The 20,909-nt window shown below is 65.1% G+C and carries 20 protein-coding genes; 5 read left to right on the top strand and 15 right to left on the bottom strand.

Features of this window, described 5'->3' with window-relative positions:
• On the bottom strand, positions 1-793 hold a 793-nt coding region (locus tag BLT16_RS12220), incomplete at its 3' end, for an alcohol dehydrogenase catalytic domain-containing protein (protein WP_089658781.1).
• 162 nt (positions 794-955) lie between these two features.
• On the opposite strand from BLT16_RS12220, the gene BLT16_RS12215 reads away from it, so the two are divergent.
• A complete protein-coding gene (locus tag BLT16_RS12215) occupies positions 956-1,885 on the top strand; it encodes a LysR family transcriptional regulator (protein ID WP_089658780.1) in 930 nt (309 codons plus the stop codon).
• On the opposite strand, the gene BLT16_RS12210 is transcribed toward BLT16_RS12215, so the two are convergent.
• Together BLT16_RS12210 and BLT16_RS12205 are read right to left on the bottom strand one after the other, a co-directional pair.
• Entirely contained in the window at positions 1,882-2,625 is a 744-nt protein-coding gene (locus BLT16_RS12210; RefSeq protein WP_089658779.1) for a Crp/Fnr family transcriptional regulator, read from the bottom strand. The two genes, BLT16_RS12215 and BLT16_RS12210, sit on opposite strands and share 4 nt — an antisense overlap.
• Positions 2,626-2,930: 305 nt before the next feature.
• Positions 2,931-4,310: an L-serine ammonia-lyase gene (locus tag BLT16_RS12205; protein ID WP_089658801.1), complete on the bottom strand. Its 1,380-nt coding sequence runs from the start codon at positions 4,308-4,310 to the stop codon at positions 2,931-2,933.
• Positions 4,311-4,488: 178 nt separating this feature from the next.
• Here BLT16_RS12205 and BLT16_RS12200 point away from each other — a divergent pair, with 178 nt between their 5' ends.
• Positions 4,489-5,418, top strand: a complete 930-nt coding sequence (locus BLT16_RS12200) for a LysR substrate-binding domain-containing protein (RefSeq protein ID WP_089658778.1) — start codon at positions 4,489-4,491, stop codon at positions 5,416-5,418.
• Positions 5,419-5,489: 71 nt separating this feature from the next.
• On the opposite strand, the gene rpoD is transcribed toward BLT16_RS12200, so the two are convergent.
• From rpoD to rpsU, 3 genes are all read right to left on the bottom strand, one after another.
• Positions 5,490-7,325, bottom strand: coding sequence for an RNA polymerase sigma factor RpoD (rpoD, locus tag BLT16_RS12195; RefSeq protein WP_089658777.1), 1,836 nt, complete (start codon positions 7,323-7,325; stop codon positions 5,490-5,492).
• A 233-nt stretch (positions 7,326-7,558) separates the two neighbouring features.
• A complete protein-coding gene (dnaG, locus tag BLT16_RS12190; RefSeq protein ID WP_089658776.1) occupies positions 7,559-9,358 on the bottom strand; it encodes a DNA primase in 1,800 nt (599 codons plus the stop codon).
• Between the two features lie 146 nt (positions 9,359-9,504).
• Positions 9,505-9,720, bottom strand: coding sequence for a 30S ribosomal protein S21 (rpsU, locus tag BLT16_RS12185; protein ID WP_016416934.1), 216 nt, complete (start codon positions 9,718-9,720; stop codon positions 9,505-9,507).
• A gap of 287 nt (positions 9,721-10,007) precedes the next feature.
• On the opposite strand from rpsU, the gene tsaD reads away from it, so the two are divergent.
• Positions 10,008-11,039, top strand: a complete 1,032-nt coding sequence (gene tsaD / locus BLT16_RS12180; RefSeq protein WP_089658775.1) for a tRNA (adenosine(37)-N6)-threonylcarbamoyltransferase complex transferase subunit TsaD — start codon at positions 10,008-10,010, stop codon at positions 11,037-11,039.
• On the opposite strand, the gene plsY is transcribed toward tsaD, so the two are convergent.
• The gene (plsY, locus tag BLT16_RS12175) at positions 11,020-11,643 is read right to left on the bottom strand and encodes a glycerol-3-phosphate 1-O-acyltransferase PlsY (protein ID WP_176817227.1); all 624 of its coding nucleotides are present in this window, start codon (positions 11,641-11,643) and stop codon (positions 11,020-11,022) included. The genes tsaD and plsY overlap by 20 nt on opposite strands.
• A gap of 138 nt (positions 11,644-11,781) precedes the next feature.
• On the opposite strand from plsY, the gene folB reads away from it, so the two are divergent.
• Together folB and folK are read left to right on the top strand one after the other, a co-directional pair.
• Complete coding sequence (folB, locus tag BLT16_RS12170) at positions 11,782-12,141, top strand: dihydroneopterin aldolase (RefSeq protein ID WP_089658774.1); 360 nt, start codon at positions 11,782-11,784, stop codon at positions 12,139-12,141.
• Positions 12,141-12,671 carry a 2-amino-4-hydroxy-6-hydroxymethyldihydropteridine diphosphokinase gene (folK, locus tag BLT16_RS12165; RefSeq protein WP_089658773.1) on the top strand — a complete coding sequence of 177 codons (531 nt, stop codon included), beginning with the start codon at positions 12,141-12,143 and terminating at the stop codon, positions 12,669-12,671. Before folB ends, folK begins: the two co-directional genes overlap by 1 nt.
• A 15-nt stretch (positions 12,672-12,686) precedes the next feature.
• On the opposite strand, the gene BLT16_RS12160 is transcribed toward folK, so the two are convergent.
• From BLT16_RS12160 to BLT16_RS12125, 8 genes are all read right to left on the bottom strand, one after another.
• Positions 12,687-13,829, bottom strand: a complete 1,143-nt coding sequence (locus tag BLT16_RS12160; protein WP_089658772.1) for a tRNA nucleotidyltransferase/poly(A) polymerase-related protein — start codon at positions 13,827-13,829, stop codon at positions 12,687-12,689.
• A 1-nt stretch (position 13,830) separates the two neighbouring features.
• Complete coding sequence (gene glpE, locus BLT16_RS12155; protein ID WP_089658771.1) at positions 13,831-14,160, bottom strand: thiosulfate sulfurtransferase GlpE; 330 nt, start codon at positions 14,158-14,160, stop codon at positions 13,831-13,833.
• 34 nt (positions 14,161-14,194) lie between these two features.
• A complete protein-coding gene (locus tag BLT16_RS12150; RefSeq protein ID WP_089658770.1) occupies positions 14,195-15,004 on the bottom strand; it encodes a symmetrical bis(5'-nucleosyl)-tetraphosphatase in 810 nt (269 codons plus the stop codon).
• Between the two features lie 60 nt (positions 15,005-15,064).
• Positions 15,065-15,454 carry a Co2+/Mg2+ efflux protein ApaG gene (apaG, locus tag BLT16_RS12145; RefSeq protein WP_089658769.1) on the bottom strand — a complete coding sequence of 130 codons (390 nt, stop codon included), beginning with the start codon at positions 15,452-15,454 and terminating at the stop codon, positions 15,065-15,067.
• Positions 15,451-16,257 carry a 16S rRNA (adenine(1518)-N(6)/adenine(1519)-N(6))-dimethyltransferase RsmA gene (rsmA, locus tag BLT16_RS12140; protein ID WP_089658768.1) on the bottom strand — a complete coding sequence of 269 codons (807 nt, stop codon included), beginning with the start codon at positions 16,255-16,257 and terminating at the stop codon, positions 15,451-15,453. The genes apaG and rsmA overlap by 4 nt, the downstream gene beginning before the upstream one ends.
• 40 nt (positions 16,258-16,297) lie before the next feature.
• Positions 16,298-17,335: a 4-hydroxythreonine-4-phosphate dehydrogenase PdxA gene (pdxA, locus tag BLT16_RS12135; RefSeq protein ID WP_089658767.1), complete on the bottom strand. Its 1,038-nt coding sequence runs from the start codon at positions 17,333-17,335 to the stop codon at positions 16,298-16,300.
• A 2-nt stretch (positions 17,336-17,337) separates the two neighbouring features.
• Positions 17,338-18,324 (bottom strand): peptidylprolyl isomerase, encoded by a 987-nt coding sequence (locus tag BLT16_RS12130; RefSeq protein ID WP_245701624.1) that lies wholly within the window; start codon positions 18,322-18,324, stop codon positions 17,338-17,340.
• A 101-nt stretch (positions 18,325-18,425) separates the two neighbouring features.
• Positions 18,426-20,855 (bottom strand): LPS-assembly protein LptD, encoded by a 2,430-nt coding sequence (locus BLT16_RS12125; protein WP_089658766.1) that lies wholly within the window; start codon positions 20,853-20,855, stop codon positions 18,426-18,428.
• Positions 20,856-20,909: the final 54 nt, after the last annotated feature.

The raw sequence follows: 20,909 nt of genomic DNA, 5'->3' as shown, positions 1-20,909 counted from the left end.
CGATGCACTCGAAGGAGTAGTCGACGCCGCCGTCGGTGAGGTCGACGATCACCTGCTGGATCGGGTCCGCGTAGTCCTTGGGATTGACGAACTCGGTGGCACCGAACTGGCGCGCCAGCTCGAACTTGTCGGGGTTGACGTCGATGGCGATGATGCGGCTGGCCTTGGCCATCTGCGCGCCCTGGATCACCGCCAGGCCGATGGCGCCGAGGCCGAACACCGCCACGCTGGAACCCGGCTCGACCATGGCGGTGTTGAGCACCGCACCAATGCCGGTGGTCACGCCGCAGCCGAGCAGGCAGATCTTGTCCAGCGGCGCCTGCTTGGAGACCTTGGCCAGCGACACCTCGGGCAGAACGGTGTACTCCGAGAAGGTCGAGCAGCCCATGTAGTGGTGCAGCATCTTGCCGTCCAGCGAGAAGCGGCTGGTGCCGTCGGGCATCAGGCCCTTGCCCTGGGTGGCGCGCACGCTGCCGCACAGGTTGGTCTTGCCCGAGAGGCAGAACTTGCACTTGCCGCACTCGGCGGTATAGAGCGGAATGACGTGGTCGCCGACGGCCAGCGAGGTGACGCCCTCGCCGACCTCCTCGACGATGCCGGCGCCCTCGTGGCCGAGGACGGAGGGGAAGTTGCCTTCGGGGTCGGCGCCGGACAGGGTGTAGGCGTCGGTATGGCAGACGCTGGTGGCCTTGATGCGCACCAGCACCTCGCCGGCCTTGGGCCCTTCGACGTCGACCTCGGTGACCTTCAGCGGCTTGCCGGCTTCAAGTGCAACTGCGGCGCGTGACTTCATTAGCTAACTCCTGTAGACCCATGCGTCGAGGCGTGCGTCGGCAACCGCCGAGCGCTACACCAATGTCTTGTCAGTCTAGGTCAGGCGTCCGCATTGGATAAACTGGGCTAGGCTCATAAGATTATTGTCACTAAGCAATAATCCGACGGGGAAACCACCGCTATGCAACGCTGGGATCGCATCGAGGCGTTTATCGAGGTCGTCCGGCTAGGCACCTTCTCTGCCGCCGCGCGCCACCTCAAGGTGTCCAATTCACACGTCAGCCGCCTGGTCGGACAGTTGGAGAACCAGCTAGGCACGCAGCTGCTCTATCGCACCACCCGACAGATTCGCCTGACCGATGCCGGCGCGCTCTACTACGAACATTGCCACCATCTGTTCGACGGTTTCCGCGAGGCTGAAGCAGCCATCGACGACCTCCAGCGACGCCCCAAGGGCATTCTCAAGCTGACCTCGGCGACGACCTTCGGTGAGCGCTTCGTGGCGCCGCTGGTCAATGACTTCCAGTGTCTCTACCCGCAGCTGGAGGTTTATATGCACTTCACCAATCGCCAGGTGGAGCTGATCGACGAGGGCTACGATATCGCCATCCGCATGGGCGTGCTCAAGGATTCGACGCTGATCGCACGGCGCCTGTGCGAACGCCGCGAGTACGTCGTAGGGTCCCGGGACTATTTCGAGCAAAACGCCCGCCCTCACTCACTGGCGGAGCTGGCCAGCCATCGCTGCCTGCTGGGATCACGGGATTTCTGGCTGTTCGATGTGCGCGGTTCACGCCGCGAGGTGAGGGTTCAGGGGCGCTGGCAGGCCAACTCTGGACCGGCGCTGCTCGACGCCGCCCTCAAGGGCTTGGGGCTGGCGCAGCTGCCGGACTACTACGTGGAGCCTTACCTGCAGTCCGGTGAGCTGATTTCGGTGCTCGATGCCTTTCAGCATACCGATACCGCCGTATGGGCCGTCTACCCGCGCCACCGCCATCTCTCACCCAAGGTCAGACTGCTGGTCGACCATCTGGTCGCCAATATCGGTGAACGTATCCAGCACTGCCATGACCACCCCGGGGTCGGCTTCCAGCCACCGGGGCGCGCCTAGCCCGCCTCGTCGAACAGGGGGCGCACGTTGTCGGTCAGGTAGCACTGGTCGAACTCACCCTCGAGCGCCAGTTCTTCCATATCCGGAATCAACAGTTGATGACGGTCGCGGTGGACCAGATCGTCTTCACCCAAGGCGCTGAAGGTGCGGCTGACATGCACCGGGCTGAGGCCGAGGATGTCAGCCAACTGCTCCTGGGACAGCGGTAATCGGAACGCCGCGCCACCGTCTGGCTCGGTCTGGCGCAGCCGCACGTACATCTCCAGCAGGAAATGCGCCATCTTTTGGCGTGCGCTGCGCCGTGCCAGATTGACCAGCCGCTCGGTCAACAGCGCCTGCTGACGGCTGGAGATCGCGAACAGCACCGACGTCAGGGTCGTCGACTGGCGAAACAGCTCGAGCATCCGAGCATGGGGGAAGTGGCAGACGACACCGTCTTCGATCATCTGTACGCCAGCCAGGCGCTGAGAAAACGCAAACTCGCGCAGGCCGATGATGTCCCCCGGCAGATAGACCTCGAGGATCTGACGGTTGCCGTTCTCGAGATGCCGATAGGAGTAGGCCCAGCCGGTACGCAGCGTGCAGAACTCGTTGGCGCGATCCCCCTCTTCCCAGAGCGAGGCACCGGCCTTGACCTCCGTCGGACTCTGCTCCAGCTCATGGAGCAGCTGCTTATCATCCTCGGACAGTGCACAGTAGTGATTGAAGTGCCGAATGATACAGCTGTCTTTATAGTCCACGAACGCCTCTCCCTTTGATGACGCTATCGAGCACTGCAGTCGGCACAGCTGATGGTGACCGGGGTGGCTGACGGGCGCTCTGCCAGTGACATTGATGCTTGAGCCTTAGGTAGTCGTAATCTGCTAACGCCAGCGCTAGCATCCTAACCACTATACCCTAATGCTTACATGTCGCCGACTGCTATCCCGCCTGTTGGACAGGACAGCGTCAAGCGGCGTTGTGAACCAATGCACGGGCAAGCCTACAGGACGTCGACGCAAGCGACGTCAGGAGGATGCCGAAAGGCGCCACGCAGCGCCCCCGATCAACACTCGATGGCGTTCACCGCCAGCCCGCCACGGGAGGTCTCCTTGTACTTGTCCTGCATATCGGCACCGGTGTCGCGCATGGTGCGAATGGCCTTGTCCAGCGAGATGAAGTGCTCACCGTCACCGCGCAGCGCCATCTGCGCGGCATTGATCGCCTTCACCGAGGCGATGGCGTTACGCTCGATGCAGGGCACCTGCACCAGCCCGCCCACCGGGTCACAGGTCAGCCCCAGGTTATGCTCCAAGCCAATCTCAGCGGCGTTCTCCACCTGCCCGACGCTGCCGCCCATCACCTCGGCGAGCCCAGCGGCGGCCATCGCACAGGCCGAGCCGACCTCGCCCTGGCACCCCACCTCGGCCCCCGAGATCGAGGCGTTCTTCTTGCACAGAATGCCCACCGCCCCGGCAGCCAGCAGGAAGTCGACCACATCGCGCTCGCTGGCCTCGGGCTGGAACTTCATGTAGTAGCTAAGCACCGCCGGGATGATACCCGCGGCGCCGTTGGTGGGCGCGGTGACCATGCGCCCACCGGCGGCGTTCTCCTCGTTGACCGCCAGGGCGAAGACATTGACCCAATCCATGGCGGAGAAAGTCGAGGCGATCAGGCTGTGGCTGCCCTCCATGGCCACCAGGCGGCGATGCAGAGCAGCGGCGCGGCGCTTGACGTTGAGCCCGCCGGGCAGCACGCCCTCGTGGGAAAAGCCCGTATCGATGCAGTCACACATCGCCTGCCAGATCGTCCACAGGCCGTCGCGGATCTCCTGCTCGCTGCGCCACGCCTTCTCGTTCTCGAGCATCAGCTCGCTGATACGCATATCGTGCAGGCGGCACAGTGCCATCAGCTCCGCCGCCGAGTTGAAATCATAGGGCAGTGCGGTGGTATCGCTGTCGAGCTCACCGGCTTGCGCCTGGCGCTCATCGATGACGAAGCCACCGCCCACCGAGTAGTAGGTGTTGCGGTACAGCGTCTCGCTGTGGCCGTGCGCCACCAGTCGCATGGCGTTGGGGTGGTGTGGCAGACACTCGTCGTGCCACTGCAGATCGCGGGCCCACAGGAAGGGAATCGCCAGGCGATTGTCGAGCATCAGGGTATGCGACTCGAGCAGTTCTTCGATACAGGGCGCGATGACACTGGGGTCGATGCGATCCGGCTGCTCGCCCATCAGCCCCATTATCACCGCGCGGTCGGTGCCATGGCCCTCGCCCGTGGCCGACAACGAACCGTAGAGGTGCACCTCGATGCGCGCTACCCGCTCGAGCAGCTCACGCTCACGCAGGTCGGCGACGAAGTCGCAGGCGGCACGCATCGGCCCTACGGTATGTGAACTCGACGGCCCAACGCCGATCTTGAACAGGTCGAACACGCTGATGGACATCATCCGGCTCCCGGTTTGGCCACTAGGCATCACCCAGCGCCGTTGAATCAGTTTGACTAAACCTTGTTCAGCGTTCGTCGCCAAAACAAGGATAGCTCATGGGTTGGAACCATGTTCAATCAGGATGAGATAGGCGACAATCGAGAATATCTTGCTTTGGATTTACTTAAACTAAACCATGAGCCGTTCACTTAACGCCCAGACACACGCCTGGCTTAAAGTTTTCGCGGTCAGCGCCCGACACCTCTCTTTCACCCGCGCCGCCGAGGAGCTGCACGTCACCACCGGCGCCGTCAGCCAGCAGATCAAGCAGCTCGAAGAGCGCCTCGGCTTCAAGCTGTTCCGGCGCCGGCCGCGGCAGCTCGAGCTAACCGACGAAGGCCGCCGACTGGCAGCAGTGGTCGACGACGCCTACCAGTCGGTGGGCCTCGAGGTCAGGCGCCTGCGCAGCGGCGTGATGAGCGGCATTCTACGCCTGCGCAGCGTGCCATCGTTTCTGGCCAAATGGCTGATGCCGCGCCTGCCGCGGCTGCAGGCGCGCTTCCCCGACATCGAACTGCAGGTAGTCGCCGAGGACAGCAACATCTCGCTGCGTGACGGCGACTATGACCTTGCCCTGGACCTCAATGACGGCCACTACCCGGGCCTCGCCATCACGCCGCTGATGGATGAGGTGATCTTCCCGGTCTGCGCCCCCTCATTGCTACGCGGCAAGCCATCGCTATCTACCCCGGAAGACCTGGCCTGGTACCCACTGCTGCACGACGTCACCGCCTGGCGCGGCAGCCACGACCATGCCGAGTGGGAGCACTACCTGAATGCCATCGACGCTCCGCATGTCAACGTGCGCCGTGGCTACACCTTCAATCGCAACCAGCTGACCATGGAGGCAGCGATTGCCGGCATGGGCGTGGCCATCGCCCGCCAGACGCTGATCACCGGCGAGCTCAAGAGCGGCGCCCTGATCGCGCCATTCCCCCAGCGCGTGGCGACTGGCAAGCGCTACGGCATCGTGCACGCCCCGGGCGCCCTCGACGATCGCCGCGTCCTTGCGGTGCACGACTGGCTGGTGGAAGAAGCCCGACGCAGCGTGCCGACAGAGGCATGACCCTGCACGACATAACGCAAGACGCCCGCAACCTTTCGGCGGCGGGCGTCTGGTCTGGACCGCGGGTGGCGTTACTCGTCGAGGAACGACCGCAGCGGCTCGGAGCGGCTCGGGTGGCGCAGCTTGCGCAGCGCCTTGGCCTCGATCTGACGAATGCGCTCGCGGGTGACATCGAACTGCTTGCCGACCTCCTCGAGGGTGTGGTCGGTGTTCATGTCGATGCCGAAGCGCATGCGTAGCACCTTGGCCTCGCGGGCAGTCAGGCCACCGAGGACGTTACGGGTGGCCTCGATCAGCCCCTCGCCGGTGGCCAGATCGATAGGCAGCAGCATGGTGCCATCCTCGATGAAGTCGCCCAGGTGCGAGTCGTCGTCATCGCCGATCGGCGTCTCCATGGAGATCGGCTCCTTGGCGATCTTGAGCACCTTGCGCACCTTGTCCTCGGGCATCTCGAGGCGCTCGCCGAGCTCTTCCGGAGTCGGCTCGCGGCCCATCTCCTGAAGCATCTGGCGCGACACACGATTGAGCTTGTTGATGGTCTCGATCATGTGCACCGGGATACGGATGGTGCGCGCCTGGTCGGCGATGGAGCGGGTGATCGCCTGACGAATCCACCAGGTGGCGTAGGTCGAGAACTTGTAGCCGCGACGATACTCGAACTTGTCCACCGCCTTCATCAGGCCGATGTTGCCCTCCTGGATCAGGTCCAGGAACTGCAGGCCGCGATTGGTGTACTTCTTGGCGATGGAGATCACCAGGCGCAGGTTGGCCTCGACCATCTCCTTCTTGGCGCGGCGCGCCTTGGCCTCACCGATCGACAGCCGACGATTGACCTCCTTGAGCTCGGATACCGGCAGCTGGACCATCTCCTCCTCGAAGGCGATCTTGCGCTGGGCACGCGCGATATCACCCCGAAACGGCGCGAGTCGATCACTGAACTTGGCGTTGGCGGCCAGGAAGTCGTCCATCCAGTCCTTGCGAGACTCGTTGCCAGGGAACGACTTGATGAAGGTCTTGCGCGGCACCTTACCGCGCTTGACGAACACCTGCATGATGACCTTTTCCTGCTCGCGGACCTGCTCGACGCTGATCCGCACCTGGCCTACCAGACGCTCGAAGTGCTTGGGCACCAGCTTGATCGGCGAAAACAGCTCGGCCAGCCGCGCCTGCTCGTCGTGCGCCTGCTTGGAGGTACGACCGTGCTTGGCGATGGCCGCCTGCACCAGCGCGTTCTGCTCGCGGATCTGCTCGAAACGGGCGCGCGCCTCCTCAGGATCCGGGCCGCCGCCAGAATCGTCCTCCTCGGCAGCGTCGTCATCTTCGTCATCGACGGAAGCGGACTCCTCTACCTCCGGGACATCGGCCTCGGCCACACCGGGTATCCCCTCGTCGGGATCGATGAAGCCGGAGAATAGATCGGACAAGCGCCCCGGGGCTTCTTCGTCCTGGGTGCCATCGTAAATCTCGAGAATCGATTCCACCGCGCCGGGCAGGTAGGCCAACGCCGACATCACTTCACGGGTGCCTTCCTCGATACGCTTGGCGATCTCGATCTCGCCCTCGCGGGTCAGTAGCTCGACGGTCCCCATTTCACGCATGTACATGCGCACCGGGTCGGTGGTACGGCCCACGTCACTTTCCACCGCCGCCAGTGCCGCTACCGCTTCCTCGGCGGCTTGCTCATCGGTGGAGTGATCGGACATCATCAAGGTGTCTTCATCGGGGGCTTCTTCAACGACGCTGATACCCATGTCGTTGATCATGCCGATGATGTCTTCCACTTGATCCGGGTCGGCGATATCCTCGGGAAGGTGGTCGTTGACCTCGGCATAGGTCAGGAAGCCCTGCTCCTTGCCGCGCGCGATCAACTCCTTCAGACGTGACTGCTGCTGCGCATTTCCAGCCATAGAAACCCTATCTCGACGAAGAAGAATGAAGCACCCAAACGGGTAGGCGAAGAAAATCGTGAAGCCGACCAGTATAGCTGCTCGCCATAGGGGTCCGCCAGTGATGCGTTTGCGCCGACGTTCAGGTGTGTTAGTTTATTCGGTTAGGCTCACGCCAGCGGTGGCTTTGCTCCCCCTTAGATGGTGATGCTGGGCAACAATTCAACCCTGACGCCAATAAAGGCCTCAACCGATCATTTTTCTGCCTCTGACAACAAGCTCATGAGGCGCTGCCGCTCCTCGGCCGTCAACGTCTCTCCCTGACGCTTTCTTTCCAACAATGTGTCGATCTCCTGCTGGCGAGTGGGCTGCTGGCGATTGCGCATGAAGTAACTCACCAGCCCATCCAGCTCGGCACCGCGATTAGCGCGGGGAATCAGCAGCTCACGGCGCGCCAGCGCCGCCAGTCGCTCACCGTCCTGGGTGCCGTGAAAGTGTGCCAGCAGCACCTGGGCACTGCGGTAGCCACCGGCGCGAATCAGTGCGATCACCTCGCGGCACAGTGCCCCATCCGGGTCACCTTCGGGACACCAGTCGTCGTGCTCCGGCAGCCTTGTTACCAGGCCCGGCTCGTGCACCAGCAGCTGCAGCGCTCGCGCCGCCAGACTCAGAGCGCCATGCGATGCAGCGGGGCGCTCGCCACGCGGTGCCTCGGCAGCCGCCTCGGCCACCGGCGCTGCCACGGGATCCGGCACGGCCAGTAGCGACTCGAAGCGGGCCTGCTCGACGCCGGTGCGCTTGGCCAACTCACTGAGCAGCAGCGACTTGAGCACCCCCTCCGGCAGCCGAGCCAGCGCCTTGAGCACCTGACTGGCGTAGCGTTCGCGCTCCTCGATGCGTGCCAGGTCGCGCCCCGCTGCCGCCTGATCGAACAGGAACTCCGACAGCGGGCTGGCGCAGGTCACGCGGTCCTGGAAGGCCTCCGTCCCTTCGCTGCGTACCAGGGTATCCGGATCCTCGCCCTCGGGCAGGAACAGAAAGCGCGCCTGGCGACCATCGATCATCAGCGGCAGCACCGTTTCCAGCGCTCGGGTCGCAGCCTGCCGCCCGGCGCGGTCGCCGTCGAAGCAGAACACCACCTCGTCGACCATCCGGAACAGCCGCGTCAGGTGGTCCTCGCTGGTCGAGGTGCCCAGGGTCGCCACTGCATTGCGGATGCCGAACTGGGCCAGCGCCACCACGTCCATGTAGCCCTCGACGATCAGCACCCGCTCCAGCTGGCGATGGGCCTGACGCGCCTCGTACAACCCATACAGCTCACGCCCCTTGTGAAACACCGGCGTTTCCGGCGAGTTCAAGTACTTGGGCTTGGCGTCACCGAGCACCCGCCCACCGAACGCGATGGTGTTGCCCTTGACGTCGCGGATCGGAAACATCACCCGGTCACGGAAGCGATCGTAGGTACGGCCGCTATCCTCGCGGTGTATCAGCAACCCGTACTCGACCTGCACCGCCTCGCTGATGCCCTGCTCGCCCAGGTGGCGCTTGAGCGCCTCCCAGTCGTTGGGCGCAAAGCCAATCCCGTACTCCTCGACTACCTGGGGCGACAAGCCGCGGCGCTCGAGGTAACCGCGTGCCGCTTGCCCCTCGGCCATCTTCATTCGCTCGCGGAAGAAGCGCGCCGCCAGCTCGAGCAGGTTGACGCCCTGCTTGCGCTTCTTCTCCCGCGCCTGGGCATGGGGGTCGTCGGCACCTTCCCGGGGGACTTCCATGCCCTGCCGGGCAGCCAACTGCTCGACCGCCTCAGGAAAACGTAGATTGTCGTACTCCATCAGGAAACGCAGCGCATTGCCGTGTGCCCCGCAGCCGAAGCAGTGATAGAACTGCTTGTCATGACTGACGGTGAAGGAAGGCGACTTTTCCTGATGAAATGGACACAGGCCCGAGTGATTACGGCCGCTCTTCTTGAGCTGCACGCGCTCACCCACCACCTCGACCACGTCGACGCGAGCCAGCAGATCATCGATGAAGCGTTGCGGAATTTGCCCGGCCATGAACCTCAGCGATCCTGAAACGCACCCACCAAGGCTCGCATGAGCATTAGCGGCGCGTGAAAAACAAGCGGCCACCGAATTGGCGGCCGCTTGGCGTCCCTCTTGGAACGGTCAGTCAACGCGACGGCGACCGCTCCCAGTACGGATCAATACAACCGTTCGAAACGCTTGCGCTCACGCTGCAGCTTCTTGGCGTGACGCTTGACAGCGGCTGCGGCCTTGCGCTTACGCTCGGCAGTCGGCTTCTCATAGTGCTCGCGACGACGCACTTCGGAGAGAACACCGGCTTTTTCACAGGAACGCTTGAAGCGACGCAGAGCAACGTCGAACGGCTCGTTATCACGTACTTTGACAGAAGGCATTAAGCACTCACCTACCTTGGAATCATGAGTTCGGTTTGAACGCACGCCTAGGGAACCACGTCCCTTACGCGTTTCGTCACTGGCTGACGTCGCCGTGAGAACAGGCGTGTCAGCGAAAGGGAGAAGCGAAAGAAAAAGTGCATCCCGGGCGCACGACCCAGTCTTACAGCGCACAGTAGTCTAGTCGTCGTCTCCGCGGTTTGCAAATTTCCCGGCCAGGACCCTGCCCCCGACCTCGTAAAGCACGTAGAATGAGCGCCCCACAGCGACCATGGAAGCCCGCCAAGATGCGCGTACTGGGGATCGAAACCTCCTGCGACGAGACCGGTGTCGCCTTGTTCGACAGCCAGCGCGGCCTGCTCGCCGACGCCCTCTACAGCCAGGTGGCGATGCATGCCGACTTTGGGGGCGTGGTGCCGGAACTGGCATCCCGCGACCATACCCGGCGTCTGCTGCCGCTGATCGACGAGGTGCTCGGTGAGGCAGGCCTGGGCCGCCGCGACCTCGACGGCATCGCCTATACCGCTGGCCCCGGCCTGGTTGGCGCACTGATGGTCGGTGCTGCCACGGCTCACGGCATGGCCCGCGCCCTCGGGATCCCGGTGCTCGGCGTGCATCATATGGAAGGGCATCTGCTGGCGCCGATGCTCGAGGACGAGGCCCCCGACTTTCCGTTCGTGGCGCTGCTGGTCTCAGGCGGCCACACCCAGTTGGTCGAAGTGCTCGGGCTCGGGCGCTACCGGCTGCTCGGCGAGTCGGTGGACGATGCCGCTGGCGAAGCCTTCGACAAGGCCGCCAAGATGCTCGGCCTCGACTATCCCGGCGGCCCGCATATCGCCCGCCTGGCAGAGCGTGGCGACCCCAAGCGGCTGCGCTTTCCGCGCCCGATGACCGACCGCCCGGGGCTCGACTTCAGCTTCTCGGGGCTCAAGACCCACACCCTGACCGCGATTCGCCAACTCGAGGCGACCGGTGCGCTCGACGACCAGGCCCGCGCCGACGTGGCCCGCGCCTTCGAAGAAGCGGTGGTGGATACCCTGGTGATCAAGTGTCGCCGCGCGCTTGACGCCAGCGGTCAGACACGTCTGGTGGTGGCCGGCGGCGTCAGCGCCAATCGACGCCTGCGTGAGCGCCTCGAGCACGAGTGCGCCAAGCGCGGCGCCCGCGCCTACTACCCGCGCGGGCGCTTCTGCACCGACAACGGCGCGATGATTGCGTATGCGGGAGCCCAGCGCCTGCTAGCCGGTGAGCGCGATGCCGCCAGCATGCTCGCGGTGCCGCGCTGGCCACTCGACCACCTCACTCCTCCGGCGGCCTGACGCCGCGCCGCCGAAATCGCAGCTCTCCCCCACCGCCCAGACGGCGGATGCTCCAGACATGCCGGGCCACCACCAACAGCGCAAAGGCGCTGACCACCCATACGAAGTCCGGCGCCAGCCACCAGCTGGCCATCGGCGCCAGGCAGGCGGTGGCCAACGAGGCCACCGCCGCGGTGCGCACCCGCCACGCCAGCAGCGCCCATAGCAGCGCGCAAAGCAGCGCCACCCAGGGCGTCAGCACCAATAGCACGCCGAAGGCACTGGCCACTGCCTTACCACCGCGAAAGCGGTGCCACAGCGGATAGCTGTGGCCCAGCAGCACCCCCAACCCGACCAACCCTTGCGCCCAGGCCGGCAACCCCACCCCCTTGGACAGCAACAGCGCCGGCATGCCCTTGGCAGCATCCAGTAGTAGCGTGGCCAGCGCCAGGCGGCTGCCATACAGCCGCAGCACGTTGGAGAAGCCCGGGTTGCGCGATCCGGCCAGGCGCGGGTCGCGCACGCCGGCCCAGCGGCACACGCTGAGCGCCCCCAGCCAGCCGCCGCAGGCGTAGGCCAGCGCCATCAACAGCAGAGTCACGAGCAGCAGTTCGACTGACGACATGGCAAGCGCACCGCGGCGAAGGATGCCTCGATTCTGCCAGCCTTGCGGTCCCAGCGGTAGCCGCGCCTTCCTATCGTTGGCAGCATGGCTACAGTACAATCGCCGCTTCGTCATGAGCCAGCGGTATGGGGGACAGGGATGCACAGTGATCGAGTGATCATCGAAGCGCTGGCGGTGGAGACCGTGATCGGCGTCTATGACTGGGAGCGTGATATCCAGCAGCGCCTGCTGCTCGATCTCGAGCTGGCCACGGATATCCGTGCCGCCGCCGCCGACGACGATATCTCCCTGACGCTTGACTATGCTGCCATCAGTCAGCGTATTGCGCATTTCGCCGACGAGCAGGCTTTTGCACTGGTCGAAACCTTCGCCGAGCGGCTGGCCACCCTGCTGCATGAGGAGTTCGCCATCGCTTGGCTGCGGCTGACGGTGCGCAAGCCCGGTGCCGTCGCCGCCGCCGCCGCGGTGGGCGTACGCATCGAGCGGGAGTGGTCGTGATGGCCCTGGTGACGGTCAGCATCGGCAGCAATATCCAGCGCGACCATCACGTGCGGGCATGCCTCGACGCGCTCGCCGAGCATTTCACTGCGCTGCGCATATCACGCGTCTTCGAGAGCGAGCCGGTGGGGTTCGAGGACGGGCGTAACTTCTACAACCTGGTGGCGGCCTTCGAGACCGAGCTGGGCGTGGGCGAGCTCCAGCGCTGGTGCAAGACCCTGGAGTACGCCAACGGACGGCGCCAGGACAGCCCCAAGTTCAGTCCGCGCACGCTGGACATCGACCTGCTCACGGTGGGCGATGCCTGCGGAGTGGTCGACGGAGTGGCCCTGCCGCGTGACGAGATCGACAAGCACGCCTTCGTGCTACGGCCGCTGGCCGAGCTGCTGCCCGACCACCGCCACCCGTGCAACGGCCAGCGCTACACGACCCTCTGGGCACGCTTCGCCGAGAGCGAGCCGGCCCGCCGGCAGCCGCTATGGCCGGTGGACTTTTGCTGGCGGGGCACCCCCATTTCACGCGCCCGCTGACGTGTCCGACACGCCTTATATCAAGGCGTCGGCGATCACCTGATAGCGCCGCCGACGCACTTCCTCGCCCAACGCCTTGCCGCGATAGCCCTCTTCGAGCAGCAGCCGCGGGACCACCTGCTGGGCCAACCGCCAGGCCAGCGCCAGATCGTCGGCCAGCGCCGGCCGCTCGAGGCTGACCAGCGAGATCAACGGCACCACGCGAACGCTGCGCCGCCAGGCGTCGATGGCGTCCAACCAGGCCAGGATAGCCGCCGCGTCCGGATGCGCCTGGCGCCATAGCGCGCGGCTCAGCGCCACCTGCCGTGCCAGATCGACGTAGGCGTTGGGCAGGCGCAAACGCTTGGCCAGGGCCTCGCGTTCGGCGTCGTCGAGATGCTCGACCAACCGCGCCCAGCGCCAGCGCGGCAGCGCTCCGACAAGATCGTCAAGCGGCTCTTCCGGCACCCGTTCGAGACGCGCCAGCGCCTCGGTGAACGCTGCCGGTTCACCCTTGAGCTCGGGCATCAGCCGCGCCAGCGCACCACAGCGATCGAGAGTCGCAAAATAGGCCTCAGGATGCGGCTCGGCGAGGGCTTTTTCGGTTTCTCCCCAGACGCGCTCGGCAGCCAGGTGGGCCAGTTCGCCGCTAGCCGCCAACTCGCTCATCAGCTCGAGCGTGGTGTCGGCGATGCAAAAGCCGAGCCCCTGATAGCGGGCCAGGAAGCGCGCCGTGCGTAGCACCCGTAGCGGATCTTCGGCAAACGCTGGCGAGACGTGGCGCAGCAGGCCAACGGCCAGGTCATCGCTGCCGTGGAAGGGGTCGACCAGCCGTCCATTGGCGTCTTCGGCCATGGCGTTGATGGTCAGATCGCGCCGCGCCAGGTCCTCGTCGAGGGTCACCTCGGGGCTGGCATGCACTACGAAGCCGGTATATCCGTGACCGGCCTTGCGCTCGGTGCGCGCCAGGGCGTACTCCTCGTGGCTATGGGGATGCAGGAAGACCGGGAAGTCGCGCCCTACCGGCTTGAAGCCGCGCCGTCGCATCTCCTCCGGTGTGGCGCCGACCACTACCCAGTCGTTGTCATATACCGGCCAACCCAGCCGTGCATCGCGCACCGCGCCGCCTACCCGATAGACATTGAGCCCGGCCGTATAGCGATCGGCGGCGGGGGCCATTTCAGTGCGCGACCCGGGTCGGGTGGCGATGCGCCCAGTCGCTGAAACCGCCGTCGAGGCTGTAGACGTGCCGATAGCCTTGCCCGGCCAGCCAGGCGGCGGCCTGCTGACTGGAGTGCCCGTGGTAGCACACGACGACCAGCGGTCGATCATAGGGGGTTTCGTCGAGCAGCGCGCCGGCGCTGGCATTGTCGAGGTGGCGACTGCCCGGAATATGCCCCTGGGCGAAGCTCATCGGGTCGCGGATATCGACCAGCTGCAACGAGGCCTCGGCATCCAGCCAGTCGGCAAGCGTCGCGGGGTCGAGGTGGTCGAAGGCGGTATCGCTCATCGGTATCTCCTGTGGCGTTGGCAAGCACGGCAGCTCAGCGCCGCTGGCTGGGCACACTGATGCGTTCACCGCTGTCGAGGTTCATGGCGGTCAGCCGGCCACCCCACACGCAGCCGGTATCCAGCGCCTCGGCGCGCACCTGGGCGTCTGGGGTGCAGCCTTCTAGCGCCGCCCAATGCCCAAAAATGATATGCGGGTCGTCGCGACGCGGATAGCGGAACCAGGGGGCAAAACCTGCTGGCGCCGAGTCGAGCCCCTCCTTGGCCGCAAAGTCCAGGCAGCCGTCGACGTCGATGAAGCGCATGCGGGTAAAAGCGTTGACGATCACCCGCAGCCGCTCGATGCCATCGAGATCGTCGCGCCAGCAGGCCGGCCAGTTGCCATACATCTGCTCGAGAAAGGCGCCTGCGCCCTGACCGGCAAGGCGCGCCTCTACCTCGGCGGCCAGGGCTAGCGCCTGCGGGCAGGACCACTGCGGCAGCAGCCCCGCGTGCACCATCACGAGCTCGCCCTCGGCCACCGCCAGGGGCTGCTGCTGAAGCCAGTCGAGCAGTGGTTCGCGATCGGCAGCGGCAAGGATGGCGTCCAGGGTGTCGCTGGGCTTGAGCCGCGCACCGCCCCGCGCGACCGCCAGCAGATGCAGATCGTGATTGCCCAGCACCAGCCGCGCCGCGTCACCCAAGGCATGAACTTCGCGCAGGCAGTCGAGGGAGCCCGGGCCACGGTTGACCAGGTCGCCGGCCAGCCACAGCCGATCGACAGCCGGGTCGAACGCCAGCCGGTCGAGCAGTGTGACGAATTCGCGGTGGCAGCCCTGCAGGTCGCCAACGGCGTAGTGCGCCATGGTGCTCTCCTTGCTTTGCTATCGGGTTTGGCGCTGCCGGCCAGCGGCGGCACTCGGCGTTCAGTGTACCTGATTGGGTCCGGCCAGGCGGAAGGGCGCGATGGCCACGTCGAAGGCGCGCTGCGCATTGGTATCGACGCAGGTGTAAGCCCCCTCCATGACCCCCACCGGGCCATCGAGAATCGCCCGGCTGGTATAGCGGAAGGTCTGGCCCGGGCCGATCATCGGCTGCTTGCCGACCACGCCCTTGCCGCGCACCTCCTGCACCTTGCCGCTGCCCTGGGTGATCTTCCAGTAGCGCGCCAGCAGCTGCACGCTGGTTGGCGAGTGATTGTGCACGGTGATGGTGTAGCTGAACACGAAGCGCCGCTCCTCGGGGGAGGACTCATCCTCGCGGTACAGCGGCTCGACGTCGACATGCACGCCCTCAGGCAGCGGCTGGCGGCTCATGAGTTCACCTCGGCCAGATGGTTGGCGATACGCACGAACTCCTCGATATGCAGCGTCTGCGGCCGGCGCGCCGGATCGATTTCCAGCTGCGTCAGCGTTTCGGCGGCAATGCGGCCCTTGAGGTTGTTACGCAGCGTCTTGCGACGCTGCCCGAAGGCCTCGCGGACAATCTCGAACAGCAGACGCTCATCGCGCGCCGGGTGCGGCAGTTCGGCATGTGGCGTCAGGCGCACGATCGCCGAATCGACCTTGGGACGAGGCACGAACGCTTCCGGCGGCACCACGAACAGCGAGTCGACCCGACAGCGGTACTGGGCCATCACCGCCAGGCGCCCCCAGTCGGGACCACCAGGCGTCGCGGCCAGGCGCTCAACCACTTCCTTCTGCAACATGAAGTGCATATCGGCGATCGCCTCGCGCTGCTCGAGCAGGTGCACGATCAGCGGCGTGGAGATGTTATAGGGCAGATTGCCCACCACCCGCAGCAGCGGGCCCTCGGCCCTGAGCGCGGCGAAGTCGAATTTCAGTGCGTCGCCTTCGTGGATCGTGAAGTGCGGGTAGTTGAAGAACTGCACGCGTAGCCCGGGGATCAGGTCGCGATCGAGCTCGATGACCTCGAGATGCCCGCCAGCGGCGTCCAGCAGCGGCTCGGTAAGCGCACCCTGACCGGGGCCGATCTCGACCAGGCGCTCGCCATCACGGGGGCCGATGGCGCGCACGATGCGCGAGATGATGCCGGGGTCGCGCAGAAAGTTCTGGCCGAAGCGCTTGCGGGCCCGGTGTACGGGAGGGCGAGATGACATGCGGGTTGGCGTCCTCTATGGGTCAGGCGAAAATCATGGATCAGGCGCTAGCGGCCCGCGCGGCGGCCATCTCGGCAGCCAGATTGAGTGCCACCGCGAGACTGCCGGCATCGGCGCGCCCGCTGGCGGCGAGATCGAGGGCAGTGCCATGGTCCACCGAGGTGCGCACGATCGGCAGGCCCAGGGTAAGATTGGCACCGCGACCGAAGCCGGCGTACTTGAGCACCGCCAGCCCCTGGTCATGATACATCGCCAGCACCGCATCGACGTCGGCCAGATGGCGCGGAGTGAACAGGGTATCGGCGGGTAGCGGGCCATCCAGAATCAGCCCCTCGCCGCGCAGCGCGTCGAGGGTCGGGGCGATCACCTCGAGCTCTTCGCGCCCCAGGTGACCATCCTCGCCGGCGTGGGGGTTGAGCCCGCACACCGCAATACGCGGTCGGGCAATGCCAAAATCGTGCCTCAGGTCGTGGTCGAGAATCCGCAGCACCCGGCCCAATGACGCCGGAGTAATGGCATCGGCCACCTCGCGCAGCGGCAGATGCGTCGTGGCCAGGGCCACGCGCAGCCCCGGGCTGCCTTGCCAGCTCGGTGAGCGGGCATGCAGCGCGTCGTCGGTAGCCAGCATCATCACCACGTCGTCGACACCGCAGGCGTCACGCAGGTACTCGGTGTGGCCGGTGAAACCGGCGTGTCCCGCCTCGATGATGACCCCCTTGTGCAGCGGTGCGGTAACCATGGCCGACGCGCGCCCCTCGCGGCAGGCAGCGATGGCCAAGTCCAGGCTCTCGAGCACATAGTCGGCATTGGCGGTCGCCAACCTCCCCGGCTGACAGGCCGACCTCAGCGCGACCGGCCACACCGATAGCCTGCCCGGGGCCATCACCGGCGTCTCGCCATCAGCCAGGCTGACAACCTCGACCGCGAGGCCTAGCCGTGCAGCGCGCTGGCGAAACAACGCAGGATCGCCGACTGCCAGCCAGGGCCGGGCCACCTCGTGGCCCTCGGCCGCCAGCTGGAGGATCAGATCGGGGCCAATGCCAGCGGGCTCACCGGCGGTGATCACCAAGGGAGACATGCTTACAGCCGCACCTCAACGAAGGCGTCGGCGCGAATCTCCTGCAGCCAGATGTCGAGTTCATCATTGGCCTTGCGCTGGAAAAGCGCCTGCCGCGCCTGGGCACGCTGATCCTGACCACTGGCCGATTGCCCACTCTGCTCACGGTCAAGCAGCTTGACGATATGGAAGCCACTGGGGCTGCGCAGCGGCTGGCTGAATTCACCCACGTCCAGCTGTGGCACCGTCTCGGCGAATACGCTGGGTACCTCACCTGCCTCACGCCAGCCGATCTCGCCGCCATCCAGGGCCTGTCCGCCATCGGACTCGGCGGCGGCCAGCTGGGCGAAGTCGGCGCCCTGCTGTAGCTCACCGAGCAGACGCTGGATCTTCTGCTGGGCCTCGTTGACCTGATCGCTGGTCGGCGACTGCGGCAGTGCCACCAGAATATGTGCCAGGCGGTAGCGTACGCCCTGGGTCGCCCCCTGCTGCTCAAGGTAGCGATCGACCTCACGCTCACTGACGTTGACCCGGCTGCCCACCTGGCGCTGCTGCACTTCACGCATGATCAATTCGCGACGCACTTCCTCGCGCACCGATGCCAGCGTCAGGCCATCTGCCTCTACGGCATCGGCAAACTGGTCGAGGGTCATGTTGTTGCTTTCGGCGATCGAACGTACCGCACGGTTGAGCTCGGTGTCGTCGACGCTGAGGTTGGCACTGCGCGCCATTTGAAGCTGAATCTCTTCATTGATCATCTGCTCCAGTACCTGACGACGCAGCGTCTGATCCGGGGGCGAGTCGATGCCCCGGCCGGTGAGCTGGCTGCGCGCCTGCTCTACCCGCTGCTCGAGCTCGCTGGCCATGATCGCCCCCTGATTGACCACCGCGACGATACGATCAAGTGGCTGAATCGACTGCGCCCAGGCGGCTGGCGCCAGCAGCAGGCCGATGGCCAGCACCAGCCAGCTCGCCATCGCGAACCGTAGGGAGGGGGATCGACTGCGCATAGCTACCTCATCTGCTCTCATCATTGACTCTCTGATCGGTGTACCACCCAGGGGCGGAACACGATGTGTTTGGCGCCATTGTCCCGACAACGGCCGCATCACTAAAATTGGGTTGCACGATAGCCGGGGATCGCTTCCTCGAAGTAGCTATCTGCATCGCGCCCTACGCCACCCAAGCCCTTGAACACAAAGCGCAGGAAAATGCCGCGGTCGGTGAAATCATCGTCGATTCTGGCCGTATCGTTATCGTCGACCCACTCCCGCCACACCAGTTGCAGCCCATAGCAGCAGTCGTTCCACTGCACGCCGGCCAGCTGTTCCAGCGCTCGGCTATTGGTGTGGTCATAGGTGAAGCGTCCGATCATGTCCACCCGCGGGCTGATGCGATAGGCACCGGAGATATCGTACTCCTCGCGGTTATAGTCGAGCCGATCCTCTTCGTCCTGCGACGGATCGAACCCTTCGAGTTCCCAGCGATAGCCAAGGTTCAACACATGGCCACGCGGATCACGGTAGCGCAGATCCACCGAGTTGCGCTCGGTCAAGCGACGCTGCTCATCGTAAAGCAGCTCATAGCCGGCACTCCAGCGATCTGTCACCTGCCAGTCCAGCCGTGTGACAACCGGCGAGCGATCACGAATGGCATTGTATCGCCGCTCGAAGTTCCGCTCGGAGGGTAGAGTATCCGGATCGCCATTCATATCGATGGTGCGGTCGTCGAAGTAGGTCGCCTGCCCGACACCCAGCGACAAGCGCTCGCGGCCACTGTCATCGGCCAGGAAGCGAGTGCTGAGGCCGTACGACAGGCGATTGAGATCGCCGACCCGATCCGCCCCGGAGAAGCGGTGCGGCGACCACAGCTGATTCCACGAAAACGCCCGCTCATTGGTGTCGAATTCGGGGAAGTCGCTCTGATCTCGCGCCGGTACGTAAGCATAGTTGAGCCGCGGCTCAAGGGTCTGGCGATAACCGTTGCCGCGCACCTCCAGCTCGCGCTCGAAGATCAGTCCGGCGTCCACGGAGGTGACCGGCACGGTGCGTGTCAGACGGGTATCACGGTCGGTCTGACGATCGCCGTAGTCGACCTCGTAGGCGGTATGCAGCATCTCCACCCGCGGTTCGAGAAAGCCCCAACTGGGCTCGCCACGCCAGCCGAGTGCCGGCGCAAGATGTACACGTCCGCCAGTCGCCGACTCACGCAGCGGCACGATGGTTTCATCGACATCACGCCAGAAGTAGGTCGCATTGGAACGCCACTGCTGGTAGAAGCCATTATCCTGCCGCCAGGTGGCATTGGCGGTCAGGCTGGGGAGCCTGTAGAAGGGCTTGTCGCGGTCGCGTAGCGGGTCCTCCAGCTTCTGGAAACCCTGGGCACGCGCCTCGAGCCGCCATAGGCTGCCGCGGTAGTCGAGCCGTGCCAGGCGTGGCATGTTCTCGGTTTCCTGCTCGCCGAAATCGCCGCCAAAGTCCTCGAAATAGCGACCATCGCTGGCGCCACCATAGCGCAGTTGATAGCGCAGCTCGGGAGAAAAGCGCCCTTGGTGCTGATAGTCGATATACCAGCGGTCGTGGCCTTCGAAGCGTCGGCTGGCGTCCTCGGGGTTGCGCGCCGAGCCGCCCTGATCATCGGCCAGATAAGCGCCTTCGATCTGGCCCTCGTCGCTATCGAACAGGTAGCGAAACTCCCCGCCGAGCAGCAGGCCACGATCGGTAATCCAGCGCGGCGTCAGGGTCGCATCGTAGTTGGGGGCGAGATTGAAGTAGTAGGGCTGTGAGTAGTCCAGCGAGTCGCTGGAGATGCCCAAGGTCGGCCATAGAAAGCCGCTCTGACGGCGATCATCGATGGGAAAACGCACCCAGGGCCAGTAGAACACCGGCACATCGGCGACCTCGAGCCGCGCATGACGCGCCGTGCCGAAGCCGCTCTCTTCGTCGAGCACCACGTCGTTGCCCACCAGCTGCCAGAGGTTGTCGCCCGGGTCACAGGTGGTAAAGCTGGCCTCGGTCATCTGGTAGCGACCGTCTTCGAGGCGTTCGAGGCGCTGCGCCCCGCCGCGCAGATGCTGGTCATGCAGCACGTAGTGGGCAGTATCGACCTGCGCCTGGTCATCCACCAATGATAACTCGGCGGCGTCGCCACGCAGCAGCAAGCCTCGATCGCGCAGCGTCACCGGCCCCGAAGCAAAGGCGCGGTCACGCTCGGCGTTGACCCGTACCCGCGGTGATTCGAGCTGACTCTCTCCGCGGCGCAGCACCACCTCGCCGCCGAGAATCGTCTCGCCATCTTCGCCGTAGCTGGCGTCGTCCGACTCCGAGCGTACCTGCTCGGGGGTGGGGGCTGCCTGGATACGATAGTCTGGCATCACATAGCGCCCGCGACACAGCGCATCGGCCGGGGCCTGCTCCCCCCATGGCTGCCAGTCGAGCCGTTCGGCCGGCAGCGGTGGCGGTGCGGCGTGGGCCGTCATGACCCACAGGCCGGAGCCACTGGCGAGCCCGGCCAGGGCAGTCCAGTAGAGTCGCTTGCCCATGTTTCTCGATGTCCTTGGCGAGTGAAATCGGTATTATACAGAGCGCACTACGGC

The organism is Franzmannia pantelleriensis, from assembly GCF_900102875.1.
Taxonomy (GTDB): Bacteria; Pseudomonadota; Gammaproteobacteria; order Pseudomonadales; family Halomonadaceae; genus Franzmannia; species Franzmannia pantelleriensis.
This window is presented reverse-complemented; position numbering and strand designations above follow the sequence as displayed.